The organism is Bacillus sp. AFS037270 (assembly GCF_002585305.1).
This window is the reverse complement of the sequence record NZ_NUNF01000044.1, coordinates 49683-75764: the sequence shown is the minus strand read 5'-3', so window position 1 is coordinate 75764 and position 26082 is coordinate 49683. Positions and strand designations below refer to the sequence as shown.

The window sequence follows — 26082 nt, the reverse complement described above, 5'->3', positions numbered from 1 at the left end:
TTAATGCTGTTTATTCGGTAACTTGTAACCTTGGTGTCCTTTGCTTTGACGCTCTTTATTGTCCTTATCTTTTTCCTGTCTTTCATGCAGTTTTTCTACAAATTCATGTGTTGTATTGTCTTCCATTATGGTAAGCCCTCCTTTTAAAAATGAACCATAGTTATTCTGTCCTACTTGAGGAGAAATATGTAATAAGGATAAAAGGATATAAACCCACGCATCAGTCATACATATTAGATATGGTCTTTTTAAAAAGAAGTTTGTAAAGCAATTAATATGAATAGGTGGTGGGCCGATGGAGCTGCCTAGTAATATCGTCCTTGATAGCGGTTCTCTTAATGATGCATTAATTGTAAAAAGAGAAATCCTTTACAAAGGAATGAATGGACGATTTGTCGAAAGGTTTTTTCTTACTCCCTCTAAAAGCTTTATTTTTAAACCATTAACCAACAATGATCAGTTAGGGAAAGAAGTATGGATACACCAGCATATTCTCCCACATTTTCCTGAAATATACCCCAAGATTATTTCCTATAAAATAAGTGAACAGACAGATTTGAATTGGATGATCGTAGAGGACCTTGGAGCACTGACCCACGACTTTAACGTTACGAGTGTTTTAGAAGTAATTAAATGGGTTGCCTGGTGGCATTCATTGCCTATTGAAACTATAGGGCCTGTACCGGCCTCGGGATTGAAGCCGCAAATCGGTGACATTATAGCGGATATTGTGAACAGCAAGGAAGAATTCTTACTTGAGTTACCCGTTTTGAAATTGGAAAGAGAGGCAATTGAACATATCTACTCACTGCTTAGAAAAAATAATTTTTCCAATCGACTCGTTGTTTCGCACGGAGATTTACATTTAGGCAATTTTTCGATAGTCGACGGTCAGTTGAAGATCTTGGACTGGGAGCACACCCATTTAAATTCTCCTTATTGGGATTTGTACCATTTAATTGATATGTCACACCCGCTTTTTCCTAAACAGGTAACATCTGAGCTGCGAAAGCAATTTCTGGAGGAGTACCTTGCACAGTTGGACTTTGAACTAGATAGTGGCTCGTTTATGTGGGAATATTATTTGTTTTCAGCTGTTTTCTCGATTTGGATGATTGGTCTGATAAAGAAAGACCTTGAAGCAAAAGAGCAGAGATGGCCTGAAGAGCAATTAAATAGGCAGTTGAAGGAAACCGTTTTAAGTCTGCAGCAATGTTTAGTGGTGCTTAGTGGGATAAAAAGCTAACCTTTTCGGGAGGTTAGCTTTTTACTGTTTATGCCTTTTGTTCAGTTAATTTTATGATTTCAACAATGGTTTGGGTTGCTTTAACCATATTTTCAACAGAGATAAATTCAAATTTCCCGTGGAAGTTTTCCCCTCCAGTAAAAATATTTGGTGTCGGCAGACCCATATAGGAGAGCTGTGAGCCGTCTGTGCCGCCGCGGATTGGTTTGGTGATTGGCTTAATGCCTAAGCTGACCATCGCTTCATGGGCGATGTCGACGATTTCCTTGACCGGTTCAATTTTCTCTCTCATGTTGTAGTATTGGTCATTTAATTCTAACAGGATTCGGTCGGTGCCGTATTTAGTTTGCAGCTCACTGACGATTGCCTGTATGGCGGCCTTGCGGTCATTGAATTTTTCCCGGTCATGGTCACGGATAATGTAGTGAAGGTTTGTTTGCTCGACATCACCGTTGAAGGCTAGCAAGTGGTAGAATCCTTCGTATCCCTCGGTGTGCTCAGGTGCTTCTTGTACTGGTAGTTTGCTATGTAATTTCATGCCGATTTTGATCGAGTTAATCATTTTGTCTTTTGCTGAACCTGGATGGATATTGCTGCCTTTGATCGTGATTTTTGCTGCGGCAGCGTTAAAGCTTTCGAATTCTAGCTCACCAAGGGGACCGCCATCAACAGTGTAGGCATATTTCGCATTGAAGGCCGCAACGTCGAACTTATGTGGACCTCTGCCGATTTCTTCATCCGGTGTGAACGCAACGCGGACCTTACCGTGTTTGATTTCTGGGTGCTGGATAAGGTATGCCATTGCGGTCATGATTTCGGTAACACCCGCTTTGTTGTCCGCGCCAAGCAGTGTGGTGCCGTCTGTTGTGATTAAGGTATGCCCTTTGTATTCTGGCAGGCTTGGGAAATCTTTTGGTGACATGATGACGTTTAGGGCTTCGTTTAGGACGATTTCGCCGCCGTCATAGTTTTCGACGATTTGCGGGTTGACGTTTTTGCCGGTGAAGTCGGTGGCGGTGTCAACGTGGGCAAGGAAGCCGATGGTTGGGACGTCTTTGTCGGTGTTGGCTGGCAAGGTTGCCATCACGTAGCCATTTTCATCGATGGTTACTTCTTGCATGCCGATTTGTTTTAGTTCTTCGACTAACATACGGAGCAATGTCCATTGTCCTTCTGTTGATGGGCATGTTTCGCTGTTTTCATTGGATTGTGTGTCTACTTTTACATAGGAAGTAAATCTTTCTATTAGTTCGTTTTTCAACTTTGCTGCACTCCCTTTTTTTGAGTATGTAATCATGAATATCATATCACTTTGGGGGTGGGGTTACACATACTTTGAAGTTTGTGTATGTCTTTGAAAAAGTTTACTGGCGGATAGCCTAAATAAGTGGCGGAAGAAGCTAAGTTAGTGGCGGTTAACACCGAGTTACTGGCGCCACTAATCTCTCTTCAAGTCAAATCCGCTTAATATTTTTGTTATTAAGATCCATGATATAAGATCGATTTCTAAACGTCCCTTCGTACTCCCAATTCATACTTTTTAAAATGCGTTTAGCAGTATGAATATCCTCAACCCCCAAAAACTCTCTACACTCCCTATTTGTTATACTCCTCTTATAAATCAAAAACCACTCCCGTAATGCCCGCTCATGTGCTAGATAATCCATGGCCTTACAGAAAGGACAAACCCAGGTGCGTGGCAATTTAATCATTCCTAACCGGCCGCACACAACGCACCTCACCCCATTTTGGAAATCACTAAATGGAAGTTTATAAGACTCACAAATTGGTTTGGGAATAAAAGGCTGGTGACTCTTCAACAATTTATCGGATAGCCATTGAAAGGCAGCAACATCCAACTTCCTTTCTTGCCGTGGGATACTATTAATAAACGAGGAAATCATGTTGGGGAACATTAGTTTTGTGTTTGCAGGGGGAACAGCGACAATTTGCTTTGGATAAGCCAAAACAATGGCGCCATAAATGGGAAGCTTAAGGCCATGGTAATTTAGCCAATCAACAATTAAATTACAATTACGTTTTAGTTGAACTACCGGACTCTCAAACCCATCCTTATGCCCATCCTCCCGGGTTCTAATCAACTGTGGAGGGTTATCTTTAAACTCCAGACTCCCGCCAATATTTTTAACCTCCAACACTACTCCAAACCAAGGATTCAGCGTAAACGTATCCATTTGAAAATTTTCATCAGAAGAAGGGGACAAATCATGGAAATGTTCAAATGAAAAGGAGACCTTGCGGAGAACTTCAGCAACCCGGTCTTCCCCGCCAATCCCGGCTTCAACCGAAGTCTGTTTACCTGCCAAAACAGGCAGAATAGGATGTCCTGCAGGAAGCCGGCCTTTGAGCGGATACCAGCCCTTCTAACTTCAAAGACGGATCACGACTTTTAATACAAATATCAAACACCTCCCTCAAATCTACCTGCATCGTAACACATCCAAATGGCCTAAACTATCCCCTGCTGTATCAATTTCATATTTTTGTAAAAAATATAGGTTGTCCCCTATTGACCAAAGTAGTCAACGGGATTATAATGACTCCATTGACTGATGTGGTCAACAAACTAAAAGGAGGGCTGCACCAGTGTTCGCAAAATTTCTCAACTTAGATACGGACAAACAAGATCGAATTATAAATGCTGCCATAAAGGAATTCGCCCAGAAAGGATATGATAAGGCCTCGACAAATGAAATCGTTAAAGAAGCCGAAATCTCAAAGGGAATACTTTTCCATTATTTTAAAAACAAGAAGCAAATGTTCTTATTCTTATTTGACCATTGTATCCAAATCATTACCGATGACTTCTACAAAAAAGTCGACCTTACAGAGACCGATTTTTTCAAACGAATAAGGAAGGCAGTCTTAATTAAAATGGATCTCCTCGCGAAATATCCCGACATCTTTAAATTCATTGAGGAAGCCTTTATGGATGATGCCGTGGATATCAAAGTGGAAATAGAGAAAAAGGTAAAAGAACTAAATGAAATTAACATTGGGAGGATTTATGAGGGAATCGATTTTAGCAAATTCAGAGACGATATCGACATCCAAAAAATCTTAAAAATTATTACCTGGACGTTCGAAAAATTGAGTGAAGAAGCGCTTGCTAAAGCTAAGCTATCACCGAACCACGAAATCAACTATCCAGCCATCCAGTTGGAAGCAGAGCAATACTTCGAGGTATTAACAAAAGTGTTTTATAAATAAGGGGGCAGGAAACATGAATGTAATTGAAATTAACAACCTTACAAAGACGTACGGCAAGTCAAGGGGGATTACGGATATCAGCTTTCATGTGGAACAAGGGGAAATTTTCGGGTTTATCGGGCCGAATGGTGCTGGTAAATCTACCACTATCCGCACACTGCTTTCGTTGATTTATCCAACGAGCGGCAGTGCAACGATTTTTGGTAAAGATTGCATTCAATTTGCGCCGGAAATTAAAAAAGAAATTGGTTACCTGCCTTCTGAAGTTTTTTACTATGACAATATGAAAGTTAAAGATCTTTTAAAATACTCCGCCAGCTTTTACAAGAAGGACTGCAGTAAGAGAATCAAAGAGTTAGCGGAAATTATGGATCTTGATTTAAATAAAAAGATTGATGATCTCTCCCTGGGAAATAAAAAGAAGGTCGGCATTGTTCAAGGCCTGCTTCATGAACCAAAGCTAATCATCCTAGATGAACCGACAAGTGGGCTGGATCCGTTGATGCAGCAAAAATTCTTTGAATTGCTGGAGGAGGAAAATAAAAAGGGCGCTACGATTCTTTTTTCATCGCATATTTTGAGCGAGGTTCAAAGACTATGCAATCGAGTGGCAATTATCAAAGAGGGCAAGATCGTTACCGTTGAAAAAATAAGTACCTTACAAGAAAATAACTATAAAAAGTTTAAAGTGGAGACCAAAATGGGCCTAGATCCTAATTATTTCATTATCGATGGTGTTAATAATTTGGAAGTAAAAGGAAATATAACGAGCTTTTTATTTAAGGGAAATATCAATACAGTACTGAGGAAGATTGCCGAAATTGAGGTCACCAATTTGTGGATTGAGGAACCCGACCTTGAGGAGATCTTTATGCATTACTACGAAAAGGAGGCTTAAGAAACTATGAATATATTTTTTCATGAGCTAAAAGCATATCGGAAGTCAACAATGATCTGGACCTTTTCGTTAATCATGGTGGCATTGCTATTCTTATCCATGTTCCCCTCCTTTGCAAAAGATGCTGATGAGTTCAAAAAATTGCTGGCAGGCTATCCTTTGGCGATGAGAAAGGCGATTGGACTTAATTTGGAAAATATTTTTACGATATTAGGATTCTATAGCTATGCATTGACGTTTACTACCCTTTGTGCGGCCATTCAGGCCATGAATCTGGGCACAGCGATTGTCAGTAAAGAGGCGCGCGAAAAAACGGCGGACTTCCTGTTAACAAAGCCGGTTACCCGCACGCAAATTCTGACGAGCAAGCTACTCGCGGCATTCACGTCTCTATTGATTACAAATGTAGTCTATTTAGTTGCTGCTAATATAATTGCTTCGCAGGTGAAAACGGTGGATTATAGTGCTCAAAAGTTCGTGATGCTGTCGTTAACGATGTTTTTTATCCAATTAATCTTTTTAGCTATCGGTATCCTCTTTTCTGTAATCATTCCAAAAATCAAGTCAGTCTTAACAGTGTCATTAGCAACGGTCTTTGCGTTTTACTTTTTAGGCGTAATTAGTGAGACATCCGGTGATGATGTAAAACGCTATATTTCCCCGTTTAAATACTTTGATAATACGTATATCATCAAACACTCAAACTATGAAGGATCGTTTCTCATTGCAGGTGCAGTTATTGTCGCTGCGGCGATTGCGGCAAGTTATTTTATATATACGAAAAGGGATATTCATGCGGTCTAGGGAGGGATTCGATTATGAATATATTTTTAAAAGAATTAAAGTCTCATCGTAAATCGCTCATCTTTTGGAGTATTGGCGTGTTCCTGATGGTGTTATCGGGGATGAACAAATATGCAAATTTATATTCAGCTGAACAATCAATGAATGACGTAATGAAAGATATGCCCAAATCGCTGCAGGTGATTATGGGAGTCGGAAGCTTGGATTTGTCAAAGGCAAGCGGCTATTATGGCATGCTGTTTGTCTACTTGCTATTGATGGCGACGATTCACGCGGCGATGCTTGGGGCCGGGATTATTGCCAAAGAGGAGCGCGACAAAACATCAGAGTTTTTATTTGTTAAGCCCGTTTCGAGAACAACAGTGATTACCGCTAAATTAGGGGCTGCTTTGTTTAACATTGTTGTGTTCAATCTAGTCACACTCGTTTCCTCGTTGGCTCTAGTGGCAAAATACAGCAAGGGTGAGGACGTTAATGGGGATATAACTATTTTGATGGCGGGAATGTTGATCTTGCAGGTGCTGTTTATGGTGATGGGCAGTGCGATTTCTGCTTTAAAAAGGAAATCGAAGAAGGCGGCATCCTTGTCGGCTGGCGTGATGCTATTGACTTTTATCTTGTCAGTTGCGATCGATTTGAATGAGGGTATTAAAAACTTGAAGTATTTGAGCCCGTTTAAATATTTTGAAGCAAAAAATGTGATGTATGGCGGCGGGGTTGAGCCAGTCTTTGTAGTTCTTTCCTTCTTCTTAATTGTCGCCTTTACAAGTGTAACCTATATTTTTTATAAAAAGAGAGATTTAAATATATAAAGACCGGGGATATCTTCCGGTCTTTTGCTTATTTCTCACGGGCCATTTTAATGAGCGTATTTATATCGCCTGCAAGCTTCGTATAGTTGGTCTGATCAGCTTTAATATTAGTTTTTATTCCATCAATCAATGGCATGGCCTTTGCGTTGGTAATCGTCAAGATTTGAACTTGGCCGTTGAAAGCTTTGGTCATTAGATCTTTAGCCTTATCTAAGTTATCATCGGTATTTAGTTTTGACATGTCCACCCCATCAAGATTCCCTTTTCCAGAAGAACCTGAAGTGTTGGTTAACACTTTTTGCTGCATTTCATCGTACTTTGTTGAAGTGGTTTCCGCCTGCGCTCTTGCTAGGATAACAGTATCGTCAAGGACAAATACTTTAATCCCCGGAATCCCTGCCCCGGAAAGTCTTGATTCTAGATGGGAGGAAATTCCTCCATCATGCAGGCTTGAGCTTCCAATTAAGCTGTAAACATTCGTACCCAGCCCATTCGTCGTTTGACCTTTGGCGTTTGTTGTAGTTTTCTTGGCCCGATCTACACTTGGGATCACATTTGGATTGTCAGTTGACCCATGGACATGGCCATTTCCTTTTGTGTTTAATGACTTATCATGCAGGTTTGCAGCATCTACCTGATGTTCCCCTTGCTGCGCGGAGCATCCAGTCAGTACAAGAAAAGCAATAATAATAGGTCCACAGTAAAAATTCCACAATCTTTTCATTTTTGTGCCCTCCTTTTTTATCATTTTCTCCTTTCCTTTTATAAGTATGAATGGTTTATTTTGGAACATAATAATGGGAAAGCAAGGATATTGCTGTAATTAATGGATGGCTGTCAAAACAAAAATCTGGAGGTGTATACCATGGTTGAAGAAAATAAAGAAAATCCAGAATCAGTCTCAAGAAGGAATTTTATTCGAAATGCAGGTTTTACAGTTGGTGGACTAGCTGTTGGCGGAATTATCGGCAGTCTTATTCCTCGAAATCAAAAGGAAACTACTGATACAAAAAGTACTCAGACAAAAACAGAAGACTTTAATCAAGCGCTCATGTATTTTACACCGGAACAATTCAAAGTAATTGATGCAGCAACAGAACGGATATTTCCGGAGGATGATAATGGCCCAGGTGCAAAGGCGCTCGGTGTTGCCTATTTTATTGATCATCAATTAGCAGGATATTGGGGCTTTAATGGTCGGGAATATATGCAGGCGCCATTTTATCCGGGTGAGAAAGTGCAGGGTTTTCAAGGCCGGTTAAAGCGCAGGGAAATTTTTGATATTGCAATCCGGGAAATGCAAAACCACAGTATGGCAGTCTATAAAAAGGATTTCACAGAGCTAAATGGTGATGAACAGGATGCGATCCTCAAAGACTTTGAGGAGGATAAAGTGAATGTGACAACGATATCACCGAGCGGTTTTTTCCAAATGCTGCGAAGTGTCACATTAGAAGGTGCCTATAGCGATCCATTATACGGAGGAAATTTAAATATGGATGGCTGGAAGATGAAGAATTACCCAGGCAGCCAGATGGCTTATTCAGATATTATCGACAAGGAATTTAAAAAGATAGCACCGCAAAGCCTGAAGAGCCATATGAATCACTAAAAAGCGGAAGCGCCCTGTTCAGGGGCTGCAGCTAGCCACTAGAACTGCTAAGAATTGATAATATTTTTATAAAAAGAAGGTGGAAGTATGGCCAGAAAGCTGCCAAAAGTCGATGTTGTGATCGTGGGAGTTGGTTGGGCAGGAGGAATTATTGCCTCAGAACTTACTAAAAAAGGATTAAAGGTTGTAGGATTGGAAAGAGGTAAAGAGCGAAAAACGGAAGATTACTTTATGGTCCATGATGAATTGCGCTATGCCCTCCGCTATGAACTCATGCAGGACCTATCAAGAGAAACGATAACGTTCAGAGGCAATGAAAAAATTCGCGCCCTGCCGATGCGGCAATATGGTTCGTTTTTACTTGGTGACGGATTGGGCGGATCCGGAGTCCACTGGAATGGGCAAACGTTTCGCTTTTTGCCTTATGACTTTGAAATCTATAGTAAAACGGTTGAACGGTATGGGAAAAAGAAAATTCCCGCCGACATGAATCTTCAAGATTGGGGTATTACATACGATCAATTAGAGCCTTATTACGACCGATTTGAAAAAACGGCAGGCATTTCGGGAGAAGAAAATCCACTCTCAGGAAAACGATCGGATAAATATCCGACCCCGCCAATGAAAAAGACACCTGCCATTCAGTTGTTTGAGAAGGCAGCTAAAAATATGAAGCTCCATCCATATATGATGCCATCAGCGAACCTATCAGAGTCCTATAAAAATCCGGACGGGATCCAAAGAGCGGCTTGTCAATATTGCGGCTATTGTGAGCGCTTTGGCTGTGAATATGGCGCAAAAGCGGATCCGGTTGTGACGGTCATCCCAGTTGCCAACAAGACAGGGAACTTTGAAATAAGAACTCACTCAAATGTAAGAAGGATCTTAAAAACAGGTGACAAAGCAACGGGTGTTTTATATACAGATGTGACGACTGGTGAGGAAATTGAGCAGCCGGCTGATATTGTGGTAGTAACAAGCTATGTATTTAATAACATTCGCCTCCTGTTAATGTCTGGAATTGGGAAACCTTATGACCCGAATACGGGAACGGGTGTGATTGGAAAAAATTATGCCTACCAAGTTATTAAAGGGAATGCCGTTGGCTTTTTTGATAATAAAGAGTTTAGTACCTTTGCAGGTGCAGGGTCACTAGGAATGGTTTGTGACGATTACAATGGTGACAATTTTGACCATAGTAATGTGAATTTCATCCATGGCGGGATGATTTCATTAGCTCAAACCGGATTAAGACCGATTCAAAACAATCCTGTTCCAGGCGGAAAGCCAACTTGGGGTAAGGAATTCAAGGCTAATTCCGTTAAATATGCCAATCGCTTTTTATCCGTTACTTCTCAAGGTTCTTCTATGCCATTTAAGCGTCACTTTCTCGACCTTGATCCAACCTATAAAGATGCCTTTGGCGATCCGCTTATTCGGATTACCTTTGACTTTGAGGAGCAGGACCGGCAAATGGCTAAATTCCTTGCCGATAAATGTGCCAGTATCTTAAAGGAAATGGGCGCTGATCATATTGATTCAATGAAGGATTTAGGTCCATATGATATTACCACCTATCAATCTACGCATAATACTGGCGGAGTCATCATGGGGGCAGATCCGGCGACCTCAGCAGTAAATAATTACTTGCAAATGTGGGATGTTGATAACCTATTTGTCATTGGTGCATCTGCATTCCCGCATAATTCCGGCTATAATCCAACAGATACTGTCGGGGCCTTAGCCTACCGTGCGGTAGAAGGAATCTTGAAATACCGCGATAAAGGCGGACAGGTAGTTTAACAGTGCTCTCAGTGGATTTAACTATAAAGAAAGTGTTAATATGGAAAATAAAACAAAGGGAGAGAATCTCAAATGACAAACCAAAATGAAAACGCTGCATTACCACCAAAAACTTGTTCAATTGAACGCTTAGTAACTATGGAAGCAGATGTAAAAAAGGTATTGGCTGGAGAAAAAACAGCAACACGCCGGAATGGCCGCTATGCCGACCCAGGCGAAATCATGACGCTTGAAGGCCGTCAGTTCGTAGTGGAAAAGGTATATTCACAGAGCCTTGGCGAATTGACAGATGATGATGCCCGCCGCGAGGGCTTCAACACGGTGGAAGAATATAAACAATCTATTCTTTCCTACCATCCAGGAATGCCGTGGCTGCCGCAAATGCGAGTATGGGTACACGAATTCAGCCCTGTACAAGATTAATAAGAAAAGCGCAAGCNNAAGTCAAAAACTTTTATACTCTCTTATCTAATCTTATCTAATAAGAAATATCGTTAAATGGTCCATTTACTATAAATGGGCCATTTTAGTTTTTCTATGCTTAAAAATTGTTTTATTCCGGTAATCGAAATTATAATAGCCTTATTAATGTTGCTAAGGGTTAGGTGAGGGCATGAAGTTTTTATCTAAATATGTTCAGAAATATTGGAAGTCTTTTAGTATAGCAGTACTGTTTCTCACCTTTGAGGCAATCAGTGATTTGATGCAGCCAACGATTATGGCAAAAATCATCGATCAAGGAGTTGTTAACAGGGATATTCATTATGTTCTAAAAATGGGCGGTGTGATGCTTTTAATTACGGCCTTTGGTGCCATAAGTGCCTCTACACGCAGTGTAATCGCCAGCATTGTCTCACAAAACTTTGGGACAGAACTTCGCTCCGATTTATTTAAAAAAATTCAAACGCTTTCGTTTAAGAATCTCGATAAGTTTAACCGCGCCTCCTTGATTACTCGTTTAACGAACGATGTTACACAAGTGCAAGTATTTGTGAATGGTCTGATGCGGATCTTTGTTAAGTCCCCTCTTCTCGCAATTGGCGGACTTGTTATGGCCACACGCCTTAATCTGCACCTATCCGTTGTTTTAGCAGTGGTCGTGCCGATTGTTGCGTTATTAATTATTCTTAACCTGCGCCTAGGTTTTCCTCTCTTTTCTAAGGTTCAAAATGCTTTAGACAAGGTCAACTCCGTAATGAGGGAATATTTATCGGGTGTCCGTGTTGTCAAAGCCTTTAACCGCTTTGATGTGGAGATTGGCAAGTTTGCGAATGCGAATGAACATTTTAAGGATCAGTCCGTCGCCGCAGGGCGTCTAATGGCCACCTTTAGTCCATTGATTATGCTGACGGTGAATCTTGGCATTGTCGTTGTCCTTTGGATTGGCGGCCTAGGGGTAGAATCAGGCACCATTCAGGTGGGCCATATTATTGCCTTCACCAACTATATGACGCAAATTCTATTCTCGCTTATGGTGATTTCGATGGTCTTTAATATGTTTGTCAGGGCCAAAGCATCTGCCGGCAGGATTAATGAAGTATTTTTACAAGAGGATGGTTTCATAAAAGAAACAAAGGCCGTACCGCCGCCGCACGTTCAAGAAACCGGAAGAATTGATTTTGAAGATGTTTCTTTTTCCTATGAAGGAACAAGTGGTGAACCCGTCTTAAAACATATTGGTTTAACCATCCTTCCCGGGGAAACGGTAGGGATTATCGGTTCTACCGGTTCGGGAAAAAGTACCCTCGTCGGGCTAATCCCTCGTTTTTATGATGTGACGAGCGGGACGATTAAAGTAGATGGTCAAGATATCTCTCGTCTTGATCCACAAATGCTTAGAGACAAAATCGCGATTGTTCCGCAAAAGAATATTCTGTTTACTGGTACGGTAGCAGAAAATATCCGCTGGGGAAAAGAAGATGCCTCGGGTGAGGAAGTGAGGACGGCTGCCGTGATTGCTGGTGCTGATGATTTTATTGCTACCGCGCCGGAAGGTTATGAAACGATGATTGGCCAGGGCGGCGTTAATTTTTCCGGCGGGCAGAAACAGCGGATTTCGATTGCGAGAGCCCTCGTAAAAAAACCGAGTATTTTAATTTTAGATGATAGTACTAGTGCAGTAGACGTTGCGACAGAGGCAAAAATTAAATCGGCCTTAAAGAGATACGCCAAAGGCCTAACCTGTCTCTTAATTGCCCAGCGGATTACTTCCATTATGGATGCGGATAAAATAGTTGTTTTAGATCATGGGGAACTTGTTGGATTTGGTACCCACAGCGAGTTACTCGCGGACTGCCGGGTCTATCAGGAAATCTATCAATCACAGATGGGCAAGGAGGTTTTGTAAATGGCAAAAGAAACTGAACAAACACGGAGTGCCCCTCCTCCCCTTAGACCGGGAGGTGCCCATCGCTTCCGCGGCCCTGTTGTCAAACCAAAAAACTTTAAGGCTACATTAACACGCTTGTGGCATTATTTTGGAAATGAGCGAAAGATGTTGAGCTTAATCTTTCTCTTCATTATCGTTGATGCCGTTTTAATGCTGCTTGCCCCGTACTTAATCGGAAAGGCCGTTGATGCAATGAGCCTTAACCGTGGTAAAGTCGATTTTAATCTACTTGAAATCATGATTATCGTATTAACAATTGCTTATGTGGCAGATGCAGCTCTGACCTTTTTACAGGGCTGGCTGATGGCTGGTGTGGCGCAAAGGGTAGTCAAGCATCTTCGCGAGGCGATCTTTTGGAAGCTCCAAAAGCTGCCTGTCTCGTTTTTTGATGCAAGGACCCATGGTGAACTGATGAGCCGCCTCTCCAACGATGTTGATAATATCAGTAATACCATCTCACAGTCGACGACGCAATTAATGTCCGGCCTGATTGTGATTGCTGGTTCGTTAATTATGATGATTATTCTCAGCCCGGTCTTAACGGTGGCAAGCTTGATTACGGTGCCGCTTGTTTTTTTACTGACCAAGACAATTGCTAAACGAACGAGCGTTTTATTTAAAAATCAACAGGTACAGCTTGGAAAATTAAATGGTCATATTGAAGAAACGATTTCTGGCATCGAAGTCGTAAAGGCTTTTAATCATGAAGCCCAGGTGATTGAAGAGTTTGAAACGGTGAATACAAAGCTTCGTGATGTCGGCCTTAAGGCGCAAATCTGGTCTGGTTTTTTAATGCCGATTATGAATGTCATTAATAATCTTGGTTTTGCGATAGTTGCAGTTATTGGTGGGATTTTGGCGGTGAAAAGCCTTGTTACAGTTGGTGCGATTGCGAGTTTTATCACCTATTCTCGGCAATTTGTCAGGCCGCTGAATGACCTTGCCAATATTTTTAATATCCTTCAGTCAGGTGTAGCGGGCGCTGAACGGGTTTTTGAAATCATTGATGAACCAGAAGAGGTAGTGGACACGCCTCAAGCAGTTGAGTTGAAAAATCCAAAAGGACATGTGGTCTTCGAAAATGTAAGCTTCGGCTACCGTCCCGATGTCCCAATTATAAAGAACATCAGCTTTGAAGCTCAAATTGGCAGCAGTACGGCCCTAGTTGGTCCGACAGGTGCTGGAAAGACAACCGTCGTCAACTTGCTGACGAGATTTTATGATGTCACTGAAGGCAGGATCCTGCTCGATGGACGTGATATTCGCGATTATACAAGGGACAGTTTGCGAAGATGCTTTGGGTTTGTCCTTCAGGATACGTATTTATTTTCCGGAACGATTAAGGAAAATATAAAATATGGCAAGCCTGATGCCACGGATGAAGAAGTAGAGCAGGCAGCAAAAATGGCCAATGCTGACGTGTTTATTAAACGCTTGCCAAACCAATATGAAACGGTTCTATCGGAAAATGGCGGCAATCTTAGCCAAGGCCAGCGTCAGCTGCTAGCAATTGCCCGGGTGATACTAGCAAGACCGGCGCTGCTGATTTTAGATGAGGCTACAAGCAGCATCGATACAAGGACAGAGCTTCACATTCAGGAAGCCTTGCTTAAATTGATGGAGGAGCGGACTAGCTTTATCATAGCCCACCGCCTAAATACGATTCGTGATGCCGATATGATTATGGTGATTGACAATGGACAGATCATCGAAAAAGGAAGCCATGAGGATTTAATGGACGCTAAAGGCCGGTACTACCATATGTTTTTTAATCAATTTAAAAATGTTGATGAGGCAATTGGTTAGGGTAAAGGGTTTCGTTGCTTCTGCAAAAATGAGGGACATTGTCCTCGATATAGGAGTGTTATCATATCTTGGACTGAGTGTCGTCAATAAGGTTGCCATAAGATAACGTGAGAATGAGCTGATAAGAGTGCATTCTCTTTTTTTACAATTATTTAATGACAGATGTCAAGACAACTGATAGAATACCTTATGTTTAATAGTATTAAGAACCATACCTAAAAAAAGGGTTTTGGGGAATAATGTAAATACATGTTGTACATAGGGGGATCATCATGAAAAATAATAAGGAAATATCCACCCGAAGACTGCTTGGAATTGCCGGAATGGGCTGGATGTTTGACGCCATGGATGTCGGGATGCTCAGCTTTATTATTGCAGCCCTGAAGGTAGAATGGGATTTAACACCAGGTCAGATGGGCTGGATAGGAAGTGTCAATTCCATCGGGATGGCTGTTGGGGCACTTATTTTTGGATTAATGGCTGATCGAATTGGCCGGAAAAATGTTTTTATCATTACATTACTACTATTTTCAGTAGGGAGCGGCGCCTCCGCACTTACTACATCATTAGCAGCCTTTTTAGTCTTAAGGTTCTTTATTGGGGCAGGCTTGGGCGGTGAGCTTCCAGTTGCCTCTACCCTTGTATCGGAGAGTGTTTCTGCCGAGAACCGCGGCCGGATCGTCGTCTTGCTCGAAAGTTTTTGGGCTGGCGGCTGGTTAGTGGCATCTGTCATATCTTACTTTATTATCCCAAGATTTGGATGGCAGATTGCCCTAATTATTAGTGCGATTCCTGCCCTATATGCGTTATACCTGAGAATAGGGCTTCCTGACTCACCTCGTTTTACTGCAGTAAAAGAAAAGCAGAAGACTTCTATGCTTGAAAATTTGAAGAAATTATTCTCAAAGGAATACGGACGTCAAACGGCCATGCTTTGGATTGTTTGGTTTTGTGTCGTCTTTTCCTACTACGGAATGTTTTTATGGCTCCCAAGTGTCATGGTCATGAAAGGATTTAGCCTAATCAAGAGCTTCCAATATGTACTTATTATGACAATCGCCCAGCTGCCAGGTTATTTTACAGCGGCATGGTTTATTGAAAAATTGGGCCGGAAATTTGTCTTAGTCGTTTATCTAATTGGGACAGCGGTAAGTGCTTATTTATTTGGGACAGCGGACACTACGGCCATGTTGATGACAGCTGGGATTCTGTTATCATTCTTTAACCTCGGTGCCTGGGGAGGATTATATGCTTACTCACCGGAACAGTATCCAACCATTATCCGCGGGACCGGTACAGGCTTTGCGGCCGCAGTAGGGCGTATTGGCGGTGTCCTGGGGCCATTGTTAGTTGGGAACCTGGTTGCCCAGAAGGTATCAATCTCAACCATCTTTATGATCTTCTGTATTTCGATTTTAATTGGGGCGTTTGCTGTCTTTATCTTAGGTAAAGAAACGAAAAATAAAGAATTGGTATAATATTTACTTCTTAAGGATTCCAAAAAAGGAATCCTTTTTTCGTTGTACCGAACATGGGAATATATTTAGACAAAATAATAAAAATAGATTGCTTTTGTGAGGAAAAAATATTTCATCGTCACTTTATTGCAATAAAGCGTTTTATAAAAGAAAACGTTTTAATTTTCTTATTCTTTAAATTATTTTAAAATAACTGTATAATAGGACTAGACGAACCCCTAAATATTATGTACAATGTTTTCAGAATATTATAAAAGTGTTTGATAGGTCTTGGGTCATTTTTTTGAAAAAATAGGGGGTAGTTGGATGAGGAAGAGGAAATTAGCTGGAATTTTTATGTCTTTTATGGTGGCAGCAGGTGTGATGGCAGGATGTAATTCAAGCGCAAGCAGTGATGGAGAAAAAGGCGGTACCATCAAGATTGGTGCCAACTTGGAACTATCAGGCGGAGTAGCCTCGTATGGTCAATCAGCCAAGGAAGGTATTGAATTAGCAATTGAGGAAATTAACAAAAAAGGTATTGACGGCAAAAAACTAGAATTAGTGACGGTCGACAATAAATCAGATGCAGCAGAAGCTACAAGCGGGGCGCTAAAACTGGCTACCCAAGATAAAGTTGTAGCCATGATTGGTGCAGCAACAAGTACAAACACCCTTGCCCAAGTACAGATTGCCCAAGATAATAAAATTCCACTAATTACACCAACTGCAACCAACGCTACGATTACGTTTAAAGATGGAAAATTGAATGACTTTGTTTTCCGAACCTGTTTCATTGACCCATTCCAGGGCACAGTTGCAGCAAACTTTGCAACCAATGATTTAAAGGCTAAAAGTGCAGCTGTTTTAATTGACAGCTCAAGCGACTACTCAAAAGGTCTTGCAGCTTCTTTTAAAAAGGCATTTAAAGCCAATGGCGGCAAAATTGTAGCCGAAGAAGCCTATGTGGCAAAAGATACAGATTTCCATGCTACCTTAACACGGATCAAAGCCGCAAATCCAGATTACGTCTTCCTGCCTGGTTTTTATGAAGAAGTGGGTCTCGTTGTCAAACAGGCCCGCGAGATTGGTCTAACCGTACCATTTATGGGCGGCGATGGCTGGGATTCTCCTAAACTAGTAGATATAGCTGGTGCTGCGTCATTAGAGAACACATATATTACTAATCACTATTCCTCAGGTGATAGTGACAAAAAGGTTCAAGACTTTGTTTCAGCATTTAAAGCAAAGTATGCTGGTAAATCACCGGATGCCTTCGGTGCATTAGGGTATGATACGGTATACTTCCTTGCAGATGCGATTAAGCGCGCAGGAAGCAGCGATCCTAAGAAAATCCAAAAGGCACTTGCAGAAACAGATGGTCTTGAACTTGTATCAGGCAAGGTAAAGCTAGATAAGAATCATGACCCAATTAAAGCCGCCGTTATTCTGGAATACGTGAACGGTCAACAACAATATAAGACAAAAGTAAACCCGTAAATTAGAAAAGCGGAAGCGCCTTGAACAGGGCTCCGGAGCTGGACAATTAGACAACTAGAAAAAACAGAAGCACCTTGAACATGTGATTATTTGACAAATTTTATAGTTTGCCAAAGGGATAGGGAGCGTTGACGTTCCCTATTCCAATTTGTATGAGATTTACAAGTTAACTAACGAACAAAACTTGTAAACTGCAATTTAAAAAAAGAAAAACAGGAGTTCACCAGAAGGAGTGTAAACAGATGGAGTTAATACAGCAGCTTGTGAATGGGATATCCTTAGGCAGCATTTATGCTTTGATTGCTTTAGGATACACTATGGTCTACGGTATTGTTAAATTAATTAATTTTGCCCATGGAGATGTCTTCATGGTAGGTGCATTTATTGGTTTTTATTCTATTACCATTCTTCATTTAGGATTTTTTCCGTCATTACTTATATCAATGGCAGTATGTGCCCTCTTTGGTGTAATCATTGAGCGGATTGCCTATAAGCCATTACGGAATGCCACTAGAATTGCGGCGCTTATTACAGCTATTGGCGTATCGCTGTTTATTGAATATGGAACGATTTATCTTCGCGGTGCACAGCCAGAAGCTTATCCAAGCAATTTAGTACCATTAAAGGACCTAGATGTTTTTGGAGTAAAAATCAGCGGTCAGTCGATCTTGATTTTAGGGACTTCCATTGTCTTAATGATTCTCTTACAATTTATTGTTCACAAAACAAAGATTGGAAAAGCGATGCGTGCCGTATCACATGATATGGATGCTGCTAGATTAATGGGGATTAACGTTAATAACACCATCTCAGCTACCTTTGCGATTGGTTCTGCTTTGGCAGGTGCAGCTGGGGTAATCTTTGGAATGTACTATACAAAAATTGAGCCGTTAATGGGAATTATTCCAGGCTTAAAAGCCTTCGTTGCAGCCGTTTTAGGCGGAATCGGAATTATCCCGGGGGCAATGACCGGCGGATTATTATTAGGTGTGATTGAAGCACTCGTCAGCGCCGCAGGTTACTCATTATGGCGGGATGGCGTTGCGTTTGTAGTCCTTATTTTAATTTTAATTTTCCGTCCAGCAGGATTATTTGGTAAAAATATTAGGGAAAAGGTTTAAGGGGAGGCTTCTACGATGAAAATTTTAGGACAAGCAAAGTTTTTCTGGACATCAGTCGTTTTAGCCGTTGTTTTTGCAGTGGTCATGCAATTTCTAATTGCTGGTGGTTCCATCAACCAGTTTTATGTAAATACATTATTCTTTATTGGAATTAATATTATTCTCGCAGTTAGTCTTCATTTGATTATTGGGATTACCGGACAGTTCTCGATTGGACATGCCGGTTTCCTTGCAGTTGGTGCCTATGCTTCAGCGATTATGACGATGAAATTAAGCATGCCGTTTCCGGTCGCTTTAATTGTCGGTGGTATAGCTGCAGCAGTAGCAGGTCTTATTATTGGGATTCCAACACTTCGTTTAAGAGGTGACTATCTGGCCATTGCAACACTTGGTTTTGGTGAAATTGTGAGAATCGTGTTTTTAAACATTGACTATGTTGGCGGGGCAAGCGGTATGACGGTCTCCCATTTAACAACATGGCCTTGGTTAATCGGCTGTGTATTATTAACAATCATCGTGATTGTTAACTTCACAAATTCAACGCACGGCAGAGCTTGTATTTCAATCCGTGAAAATGAAATAGCAGCCGATGCAATGGGTATTAACACAACTTATTATAAAGTTGCTGCCTTTGCACTTGGTGCCTTTTTTGCCGGTATTGCCGGTGCTTTGTACGCTCATAACTTTTATATTATCCAGCCGACCAACTTCGGATTTTTGAAATCATTTGATATTTTAATTTTTGTTGTTCTTGGCGGCTTAGGCAGTATGTCAGGTGCGGTTATTGCGGCTATTCTTTTAACGATTATTTCAACGTATCTTCAAAGCTATCCGGAACTGCGGATGGTTATCTATAGTTTAGTATTGATAGTAATGATGCTTTACCGCCCACAAGGTTTAATGGGCACAAAAGAAATCACATCATTCTTTAAGGTTGGTAAATCGGCTAAAGGGAGGAATGCAGCATGACACAGTTACTTAAAGTAGAAAATGCCGGAATCCGATTTGGCGGCTTAAAGGCTGTTTCTGATGTGAATTTGGAATTGAAAAAAGGAGAACTTGTCGGCTTAATTGGACCAAATGGTGCCGGGAAAACAACGTTCTTTAATCTGTTAACAGGTGTGTATGTTCCGACAGAAGGAAGTATATCCTTAGACGGTGAAAAACTAAATGGCCTCGCGCCGTTTAAAATAACAAAAAAGGGTATCAGCCGGACATTCCAAAATATTCGTTTATTTAGTGAACTTTCGGTTCTTGACAATGTTAAAGTGGCGTATCATGCGCTTGCGAAGCATTCGATTTTAAGTTCGATCTTCCGCCTCCCTGCTCACTTTTCTGGTGAAAAGGAAATGGAAGAAAAGGCAATTGAATTTTTGAAAATCTTTAAGCTTGATAATGTATTACATGAGAAGGCAAAAAACTTACCATACGGGCAGCAGCGCCGTTTGGAAATTGCCCGGGCCTTAGCTGCGAATCCAAAGCTCCTATTGCTTGATGAACCAGCAGCGGGGATGAACCCACAGGAAACGGAAGAGCTGATGAATTTAATTGCCTTAATCCGCGAAAAATTCAATCTTACCATCCTCTTAATTGAACATGATATGCTTCTAGTCATGGGAGTATGTGAACGAATTTATGTGCTCGACCATGGTCAATTAATTGCCGAGGGTACACCAGAACAAATCAGAAGTAATCCAAAAGTCATCGAAGCGTATCTAGGCGAGGAGGTTTCTTAAATGCTTAAAATCAATAATATAAATGTATATTACGGCAACATCCACGCCTTAAAGGGAGTTTCCCTGGAAATCAATCAAGGGGAAATCGTTACATTGATTGGCGCAAACGGTGCTGGAAAAAGTACACTTCTGCAAACCATTTCTGGATTATTGAAACCAAAAACTGGCGAAATCATATTTGAAAATGAACATGTAGCAGGAAAAGTTGCTCAATCGATCGTAAAACGAGGAATCTCACATGTTCCGGAAGGCCGCCGTGTCTTCGCAAACATGTCAGTAGAGGAAAACCTTGAGCTGGGTGCTTACTTACGTAAAGATAAAAAAGGAATCAAGGAAGATTTTGAAAAGGTCTATCAGTTATTTCCACGTTTGGAGGAGCGCCGTAAGCAGTTATCGGGTACTTTATCCGGCGGGGAGCAGCAAATGCTTGCTATGGGCCGTGCCTTAATGGCGAGACCTCGACTTTTGCTGTTGGACGAGCCTTCCATGGGTCTTGCACCGCTATTAGTAAAAACCATCTTCCAAATTATTGAGGAAATCAATAAAACAGGAACGACCATTCTTCTTGTTGAGCAAAACGCTAATATGGCCCTGTCTATTGCTGATCGTGCCTATGTTATTGAAACGGGAAAAATTGTTGCTTCCGGATCAGCTGAAGAACTGAGCCAGAGTGATCAAATTAGAGCTGCTTATTTAGGCGGCCACTAAATTTTGAAGCTATACCAAAAATGGTATCGGAATAGAATCCGATACCATTTTAATTATTTTATTTTCTGGTATTCTGTATCAAGTTTAAATTGCTGGCGGCGTTTTGGGCTTAAAAAATGCCTGATTTTGTTAACATAATCCTCATATAGCTGTTCGATACCGACCAAAGCGAGAGAAAAAAAGTTAGCGTAATTCTTTTGTACCTCCCACTTCAATTCATTTTTTCCGCAGATACTATATTTATTTAACTCCTCGATTTCTTCCTGAATTCTGGCTAATTTAAACGCTTGCTCATCAGCAGGAAGAGACAGTGCATGGTCAATCTTCTTAATATATTCCTTTGATTTTTCAATTTTCTCCCTGATATCATAGTAGTCCTCTTTATTAATCAAGTTGTACTCTAATTTAAAGTCATTAAGACGTTCAGCTGCTTCGTAAGTGGAATTGACAATATCATCACGTGTCATATCCTTTGTTTCATAGCTTAACATATGCTTCCATGATGGCTGAGTAATCGCCTTGCGGTGGTCCTCAAGAGTGTGGCAATACTTCTTAAGCCCGTGTACTTCTGGATGCTCGAAGGCAGGGCTAGCAGGGTCAAGGAACGGCGCCAGTGGCGCTACAAAGTAAAAGATTCTCGGATCCTTATTACAGGCCAGATGAATGGTTTCACAGAAATCGATATTTTCGACAGCACTTGTGTAGGTCTGCCCTGGGATTCCTACCATGAAGAATAGGTCAATCTTTGCACAATTATGTTTTAAAGCAAAATTAAGGGTATCAATCACCTTTTGATTAGTGCAGCTAAATTTGCCATTATAGCGTCTGATTTTTTCATCATATGTTTCAAGGGTGATCTCAATACTATATTTTGGAACGCTTTCATTTATCATTTTAAAATATTCTTCATCAGTATATTGGAATAATTCAAACACAATTTCATTTTTTAAATGGAGTTCTTTTAACCGGCTGAAAAATTCTCGGACATATTCCCGCCCGCCTTGACGAAGGTCATGCAGGATAAAAATAGGGGCGCGGCTGAAACGTGAAATGAATTGAATATCACTGGCAAGCTTCTTCGGAGAACGTAATGCCAGTGAATTCCGATTACAGTTTTGGTCATATGCCTCTCTCGATCCACCGCAGATTAAGCAGTTTTGGGTACAGCCTCTCGCCGTTAACAAGGCCGTGTTAGGATACTGAAGCCAGCCATTGTATGGCAGCGGATCAAGGAAGTTGCGATATTTAAACACAGATCGAATGGTATAGCGATAGCCTGGAACATCAATGTCATCCAAGTCTCTTGGAACGTAGGTGATGGGGTTGTAACCGCATTCTTTTCCTTTTTTCCAAGTAAGATTAGGAATATCAGCATAATGGGTATTACCTGCTTCGATTTTATTCATGAGTAAAAGCATCAGCTTTTCGGTTGAGTCACCGCGCATAACAAATTCAATAAATGGATATTCGATTAGCTCCTTATGATAATAAGTGGCCGATAAGCCGCCAAAGATAATGGGCGTTTCAGGATGAAGGGTTTTTACAATCCTTGCGAGTTCAATACTTCCGTGTGCATGCGGCAGCCAATGAAGGTCGATTCCGAATGCCTTCGTTTTTATTTTTCGCAGCTTTGCTTCGACATCAAATTTGTCACTCATCAGCATGCGGTTCGCAATATTAATAATTTTTACCTTTAGGCCATACTGTTCTAAATAATCGGCAATACTTGTCAGCCCAATCGGGTACATCTCAAACACGGGTGAGGATGGGACCACATCACTAATGGGACCGGCAAGTAACGAGTTCTTTCTAAAGTCATATACACTAGGGGCATGTAATAACACTAAATCGTATTTCATCGTTTTCACCTCAGTCAATTTATGGGGGAATACTTTTTTTAAATAAAAAATTTGCGCGAGTTAAAGTAAAAATGTGATTGTTTTCACAGGGATATATATGGCTTGGTAGCGGCCATCTGCCCGATCTCAATGTAGTTACGGTATGATCTTAATTTTAGTTTACTATAATAGTTGCTTAATAGAGTGACAAACGGGTGACAGATATTGGATGATTTTGTGTATGTCAAGGTTTTTCAATCCAAAATGGCAAATGATATAATGCCAATATATAAATGGTTTAAAGGATGATGGCGATGGCACAGGCAAAAACAAATGCGATGCGGATACTTGACGCAAAAAAGGTCGAGTATGAAATGCTTACATACAATCATAAAGATGGGAAAATTGACGGAATATCGGTAGCTGAAAAGATTAGAAAGGATCCTAAGGAGGTCTATAAAACCCTTGTGGCCCAAGGTGCTAGTAAAAATATTTTTGTATTTGTCATACCCGTAGCGGAGGAACTGGATTTGAAAAAGGCCGCCAAAGCGGCGGGGGAAAAAAGCATGGAGATGCTGCCCATGAAGGATATACAAAAGTGGACAGGCTATATCCGCGGCGGCTGCTCACCGATTGGCATGAAAAAAGAGTATAGGACATTCCTTGATGAAAGCAGCAGAGGGATGGAATCAATGGTCGTAAGTGCCGGTAAAATTGGTGTTCAGATCGTGCTTGAACCAAATAAATTACAGGAAGTTACAAAGGCTGAATTTATCTCAGTGACTAAATGAACGAAGGACTGACAATCTTCCTTGAGCAATCATGTAAGATAAATTTTTTCATAGGCACTCACCTAAAAAACAAAAAAGCATAAGATAATCTGAAAAGTGAAAGCAACTGCATAAGGGTTGACTTTTAAGCTTTAGATAACCTTTGCTTGTTAGAAAACTAGTCTAATACCTCTTAAGGAAAAGGCGAAGTTGATTTGTTAAAAGGGAGTGTTGATGGGTGGCAGGAAAAATCAAAAATTATTTTGCCGGCGGTAATACTGCCAGAGGTTTTTATAGTCTTTATGACTCCAACCTACAAGGATTAGAGAGATTGTTTATTTTAAAAGGCGGACCGGGAACCGGTAAATCCTCACTTATGAAGAAAATTGGCCAGGAGTGGGTTGAAAAGGGCTACAATATTGAGTTGCTTCATTGTTCTTCTGATAATAACTCGATCGATGGTGTGATCATTCCAGCTTTAAAGGTTGGTATTGTAGACGGTACGGCGCCGCATGTGATTGAGCCTAAGGCACCCGGTGCAGTTGAAGAATATATAAATCTTGGTGAGGCTTGGGACTCCCGCGCCCTGAATGTACAAAAACATGTGATTGTGAAGCTGACCAATCAGATCAGTTACTCCTTTCAGAAGGCCTATGCAACGTTTAATGAAGCATTGGAGATTCATGATGAGTGGGAAACAATTTATATTAACAGTATGGATTTTATAAAAGCGGACCAATTGACAATAAAATTGATTGATTCCTTCTTCGGAAAAATAAAGTTAAATAAGACCCCGGATGTCCGCCATCGCTTTTTAGGGGCTGCTACGCCGCAGGGAGCCGTTGATTTTGTCCCAAATCTAACCGAGGAAATACCAAAACGCTATTTTATCAAAGGGCGTCCAGGCTCAGGGAAATCAACTATGCTGAAAAAGCTGGCAGCTGCAGGTGAAGAGCGCGGCATTGATGTAGAAGTCTATCATTGCGGTTTTGACCCGCACAGCCTTGATATGGTTATTTTCAGGGAGATGGGTGTAGCGATTTTTGACAGTACGGCGCCGCATGAATATTTCCCAAGCAGAGACGGTGATGAGATCATTGATATGTATGAGCTATTGATTGAGCCTGGTACCGATGAGCTATATGCTGATTTTATCAGTAACATTGCCGATAAATATAAAAACAAAATGACGGAAGCAACTAGTTTCTTGGCTAAAGCCAAATCACTGCATGATAAGCTGGAAGAGATTTATGTAGCCGCAATGGATTTCTCGGTTGTTGAAAAAATTCAAGCGAGAATTGCTGAGGAAATAAATGATTTGACTGCGAGTAAGGTTCAATAAAAGGATAATGCCGGGGAAATCCCCGGCATATTATTTATGCGGATTGGTCTTACTTTGCTGTCCTTTATTGCGTTTATTCCCCTTACTGTTATCACCGCTGACGAACTCGGTGCCAAATTCAGCTTCTGAGTGCCCTGCTTGCGGTGAATTTTGATTACGGCTGCCTTTATTAAATTTCTTTGTCATCTATGTATCCCCCCTATCTGCTATTATTGTGTCATCGAAACAGTGGATTATCCGGATAAAATGAAGGGAAAAATGGGAAATAGTAGAACAAGTAATGGAATGGATTTGTGAAAGGATAGATGTTGGTGTTAACAAAGATCACATCATTAACAAAGCTGTTTGAGGAAAATCGCAATGCTGGCAACGCTGAACCCATGCAAAATTATATGAAAGGCCATTTCCCTTTCTTGGGAATTAAGTCCCCGTTACGTAAGGAATTAGAAAAACAATTTTTTAAGGAAACAGGAATCTTAAAAGAGCCTTTTAATAAAGTGCTAATAGAGGAACTTTGGAATAAGCAAGAACGAGAATATCAGTATACGACCTTAACTTATATGGAAAAGTCTTTGAAGAAGCTGCAAAAAAGTGACCTGCCGTTCATGGAATGGCTGATTACGACCAAATCCTGGTGGGATACCGTTGATGCGATTGCTCCCAAACCGGTGGGGAAAATTGCTGATAATTTTCCAGAGGTGATTGAGGAAACGATTGATGGCTGGGCCATTCATGAAAATATGTGGCTGCGGAGGGCCGCGATTCTTTTTCAACTGAAATATAAAGAAAAGACGAATGAAGACCTGCTTTATCGATACATAATGGAAAATGCTGATAGTAAGGAATTTTTTATTCAAAAAGCAATCGGCTGGGCGTTGAGAGAGTATTCAAAAACAAATCCTGCATCTGTAAAGGAATTTATCGAAGCCCATAAGTTAGCTCCCCTAAGTGTTCGCGAAGGCAGTAAGCATTTGGAGTGAGCTTACCATTCTTTAAAGGCTGCTAATCT

The 26082-nt window shown here is 41.0% G+C and carries 25 protein-coding genes; 19 read left to right on the top strand and 6 right to left on the bottom strand.

What is annotated here, in order from left to right; all coding sequences use genetic code 11:
* On the bottom strand, positions 1 to 126 hold the full coding sequence (locus tag COD92_RS21495; protein ID WP_098527673.1) for a DUF4023 domain-containing protein: 126 nt from the start codon (positions 124 to 126) through the stop codon (positions 1 to 3).
* Positions 127 to 295: 169 nt separating this feature from the next.
* Here COD92_RS21495 and COD92_RS21490 point away from each other — a divergent pair, with 169 nt between their 5' ends.
* Entirely contained in the window at positions 296 to 1246 is a 951-nt protein-coding gene (locus COD92_RS21490) for an aminoglycoside phosphotransferase family protein (protein ID WP_098527674.1), read from the top strand.
* 28 nt (positions 1247 to 1274) lie between these two features.
* Here COD92_RS21490 and pepT read toward each other — a convergent pair whose 3' ends face one another.
* On the bottom strand, positions 1275 to 2507 hold the full coding sequence (pepT, locus tag COD92_RS21485; RefSeq protein ID WP_098527856.1) for a peptidase T: 1233 nt from the start codon (positions 2505 to 2507) through the stop codon (positions 1275 to 1277).
* 193 nt (positions 2508 to 2700) lie between these two features.
* A complete protein-coding gene (locus COD92_RS21480; protein ID WP_255286527.1) occupies positions 2701 to 3573 on the bottom strand; it encodes a nuclease-related domain-containing protein in 873 nt (290 codons plus the stop codon).
* 280 nt (positions 3574 to 3853) lie between these two features.
* Here COD92_RS21480 and COD92_RS21475 point away from each other — a divergent pair, with 280 nt between their 5' ends.
* Genes COD92_RS21475 through COD92_RS21460 form a run of 4 tightly spaced genes read left to right on the top strand, consistent with a single transcriptional unit; the run spans position 3854 to position 6991 of the window.
* Positions 3854 to 4477, top strand: a complete 624-nt coding sequence (locus COD92_RS21475; RefSeq protein WP_098996527.1) for a TetR/AcrR family transcriptional regulator — start codon at positions 3854 to 3856, stop codon at positions 4475 to 4477.
* 13 nt (positions 4478 to 4490) lie between these two features.
* Entirely contained in the window at positions 4491 to 5375 is an 885-nt protein-coding gene (locus COD92_RS21470) for an ABC transporter ATP-binding protein (protein ID WP_098996526.1), read from the top strand.
* 6 nt (positions 5376 to 5381) lie between these two features.
* A complete protein-coding gene (locus COD92_RS21465; protein ID WP_098996525.1) occupies positions 5382 to 6179 on the top strand; it encodes an ABC transporter permease subunit in 798 nt (265 codons plus the stop codon).
* A gap of 14 nt (positions 6180 to 6193) precedes the next feature.
* Positions 6194 to 6991, top strand: coding sequence for an ABC transporter permease subunit (locus COD92_RS21460; protein ID WP_098996524.1), 798 nt, complete (start codon positions 6194 to 6196; stop codon positions 6989 to 6991).
* Between the two features lie 28 nt (positions 6992 to 7019).
* Here the strand turns inward: COD92_RS21460 and COD92_RS21455 are convergent, their stop codons facing one another.
* Complete coding sequence (locus COD92_RS21455) at positions 7020 to 7715, bottom strand: hypothetical protein (protein ID WP_098996523.1); 696 nt, start codon at positions 7713 to 7715, stop codon at positions 7020 to 7022.
* A gap of 141 nt (positions 7716 to 7856) precedes the next feature.
* Here COD92_RS21455 and COD92_RS21450 point away from each other — a divergent pair, with 141 nt between their 5' ends.
* The 11 genes from COD92_RS21450 to COD92_RS21400 all read left to right on the top strand — a co-directional run bounded on the left by COD92_RS21450 (position 7857) and on the right by COD92_RS21400 (position 21123).
* A complete protein-coding gene (locus tag COD92_RS21450) occupies positions 7857 to 8603 on the top strand; it encodes a gluconate 2-dehydrogenase subunit 3 family protein (protein ID WP_098996522.1) in 747 nt (248 codons plus the stop codon).
* 87 nt (positions 8604 to 8690) lie between these two features.
* Positions 8691 to 10406 (top strand): GMC family oxidoreductase, encoded by a 1716-nt coding sequence (locus COD92_RS21445; RefSeq protein ID WP_098996521.1) that lies wholly within the window; start codon positions 8691 to 8693, stop codon positions 10404 to 10406.
* 72 nt (positions 10407 to 10478) lie between these two features.
* Positions 10479 to 10829: an ASCH domain-containing protein gene (locus tag COD92_RS21440; RefSeq protein ID WP_098527683.1), complete on the top strand. Its 351-nt coding sequence runs from the start codon at positions 10479 to 10481 to the stop codon at positions 10827 to 10829.
* 190 nt (positions 10830 to 11019) lie between these two features.
* Positions 11020 to 12753: an ABC transporter ATP-binding protein gene (locus COD92_RS21435; RefSeq protein WP_098996520.1), complete on the top strand. Its 1734-nt coding sequence runs from the start codon at positions 11020 to 11022 to the stop codon at positions 12751 to 12753.
* On the top strand, positions 12754 to 14601 hold the full coding sequence (locus COD92_RS21430; RefSeq protein ID WP_098996519.1) for an ABC transporter ATP-binding protein: 1848 nt from the start codon (positions 12754 to 12756) through the stop codon (positions 14599 to 14601).
* 272 nt (positions 14602 to 14873) lie between these two features.
* On the top strand, positions 14874 to 16079 hold the full coding sequence (locus COD92_RS21425) for an MFS transporter (protein ID WP_098996518.1): 1206 nt from the start codon (positions 14874 to 14876) through the stop codon (positions 16077 to 16079).
* 306 nt (positions 16080 to 16385) lie between these two features.
* Positions 16386 to 17558, top strand: coding sequence for an ABC transporter substrate-binding protein (locus COD92_RS21420; protein ID WP_098527687.1), 1173 nt, complete (start codon positions 16386 to 16388; stop codon positions 17556 to 17558).
* Between the two features lie 242 nt (positions 17559 to 17800).
* Positions 17801 to 18679, top strand: coding sequence for a branched-chain amino acid ABC transporter permease (locus COD92_RS21415; protein WP_098527688.1), 879 nt, complete (start codon positions 17801 to 17803; stop codon positions 18677 to 18679).
* A gap of 15 nt (positions 18680 to 18694) precedes the next feature.
* Positions 18695 to 19648: a branched-chain amino acid ABC transporter permease gene (locus COD92_RS21410; RefSeq protein ID WP_098527689.1), complete on the top strand. Its 954-nt coding sequence runs from the start codon at positions 18695 to 18697 to the stop codon at positions 19646 to 19648.
* Complete coding sequence (locus COD92_RS21405; RefSeq protein WP_098527690.1) at positions 19645 to 20415, top strand: ABC transporter ATP-binding protein; 771 nt, start codon at positions 19645 to 19647, stop codon at positions 20413 to 20415. Before COD92_RS21410 ends, COD92_RS21405 begins: the two co-directional genes overlap by 4 nt.
* On the top strand, positions 20416 to 21123 hold the full coding sequence (locus COD92_RS21400) for an ABC transporter ATP-binding protein (RefSeq protein ID WP_098527691.1): 708 nt from the start codon (positions 20416 to 20418) through the stop codon (positions 21121 to 21123).
* Between the two features lie 53 nt (positions 21124 to 21176).
* Here COD92_RS21400 and COD92_RS21395 read toward each other — a convergent pair whose 3' ends face one another.
* Positions 21177 to 22982, bottom strand: coding sequence for a TIGR04190 family B12-binding domain/radical SAM domain protein (locus COD92_RS21395; protein ID WP_098996517.1), 1806 nt, complete (start codon positions 22980 to 22982; stop codon positions 21177 to 21179).
* Positions 22983 to 23275: 293 nt separating this feature from the next.
* On the opposite strand from COD92_RS21395, the gene ybaK reads away from it, so the two are divergent.
* Both ybaK and COD92_RS21385 read left to right on the top strand, forming a co-directional pair.
* Entirely contained in the window at positions 23276 to 23752 is a 477-nt protein-coding gene (gene ybaK / locus COD92_RS21390; RefSeq protein ID WP_098996516.1) for a Cys-tRNA(Pro) deacylase, read from the top strand.
* A 217-nt stretch (positions 23753 to 23969) separates the two neighbouring features.
* A complete protein-coding gene (locus tag COD92_RS21385) occupies positions 23970 to 25073 on the top strand; it encodes a PRK06851 family protein (protein WP_098996515.1) in 1104 nt (367 codons plus the stop codon).
* A gap of 30 nt (positions 25074 to 25103) precedes the next feature.
* Here the strand turns inward: COD92_RS21385 and COD92_RS32175 are convergent, their stop codons facing one another.
* Positions 25104 to 25259: a hypothetical protein gene (locus COD92_RS32175; RefSeq protein WP_176541052.1), complete on the bottom strand. Its 156-nt coding sequence runs from the start codon at positions 25257 to 25259 to the stop codon at positions 25104 to 25106.
* A 125-nt stretch (positions 25260 to 25384) separates the two neighbouring features.
* Here COD92_RS32175 and COD92_RS21380 point away from each other — a divergent pair, with 125 nt between their 5' ends.
* A complete protein-coding gene (locus COD92_RS21380) occupies positions 25385 to 26053 on the top strand; it encodes a DNA alkylation repair protein (RefSeq protein ID WP_480253974.1) in 669 nt (222 codons plus the stop codon).
* The last annotated feature ends 29 nt before the right edge of the window (positions 26054 to 26082 follow it).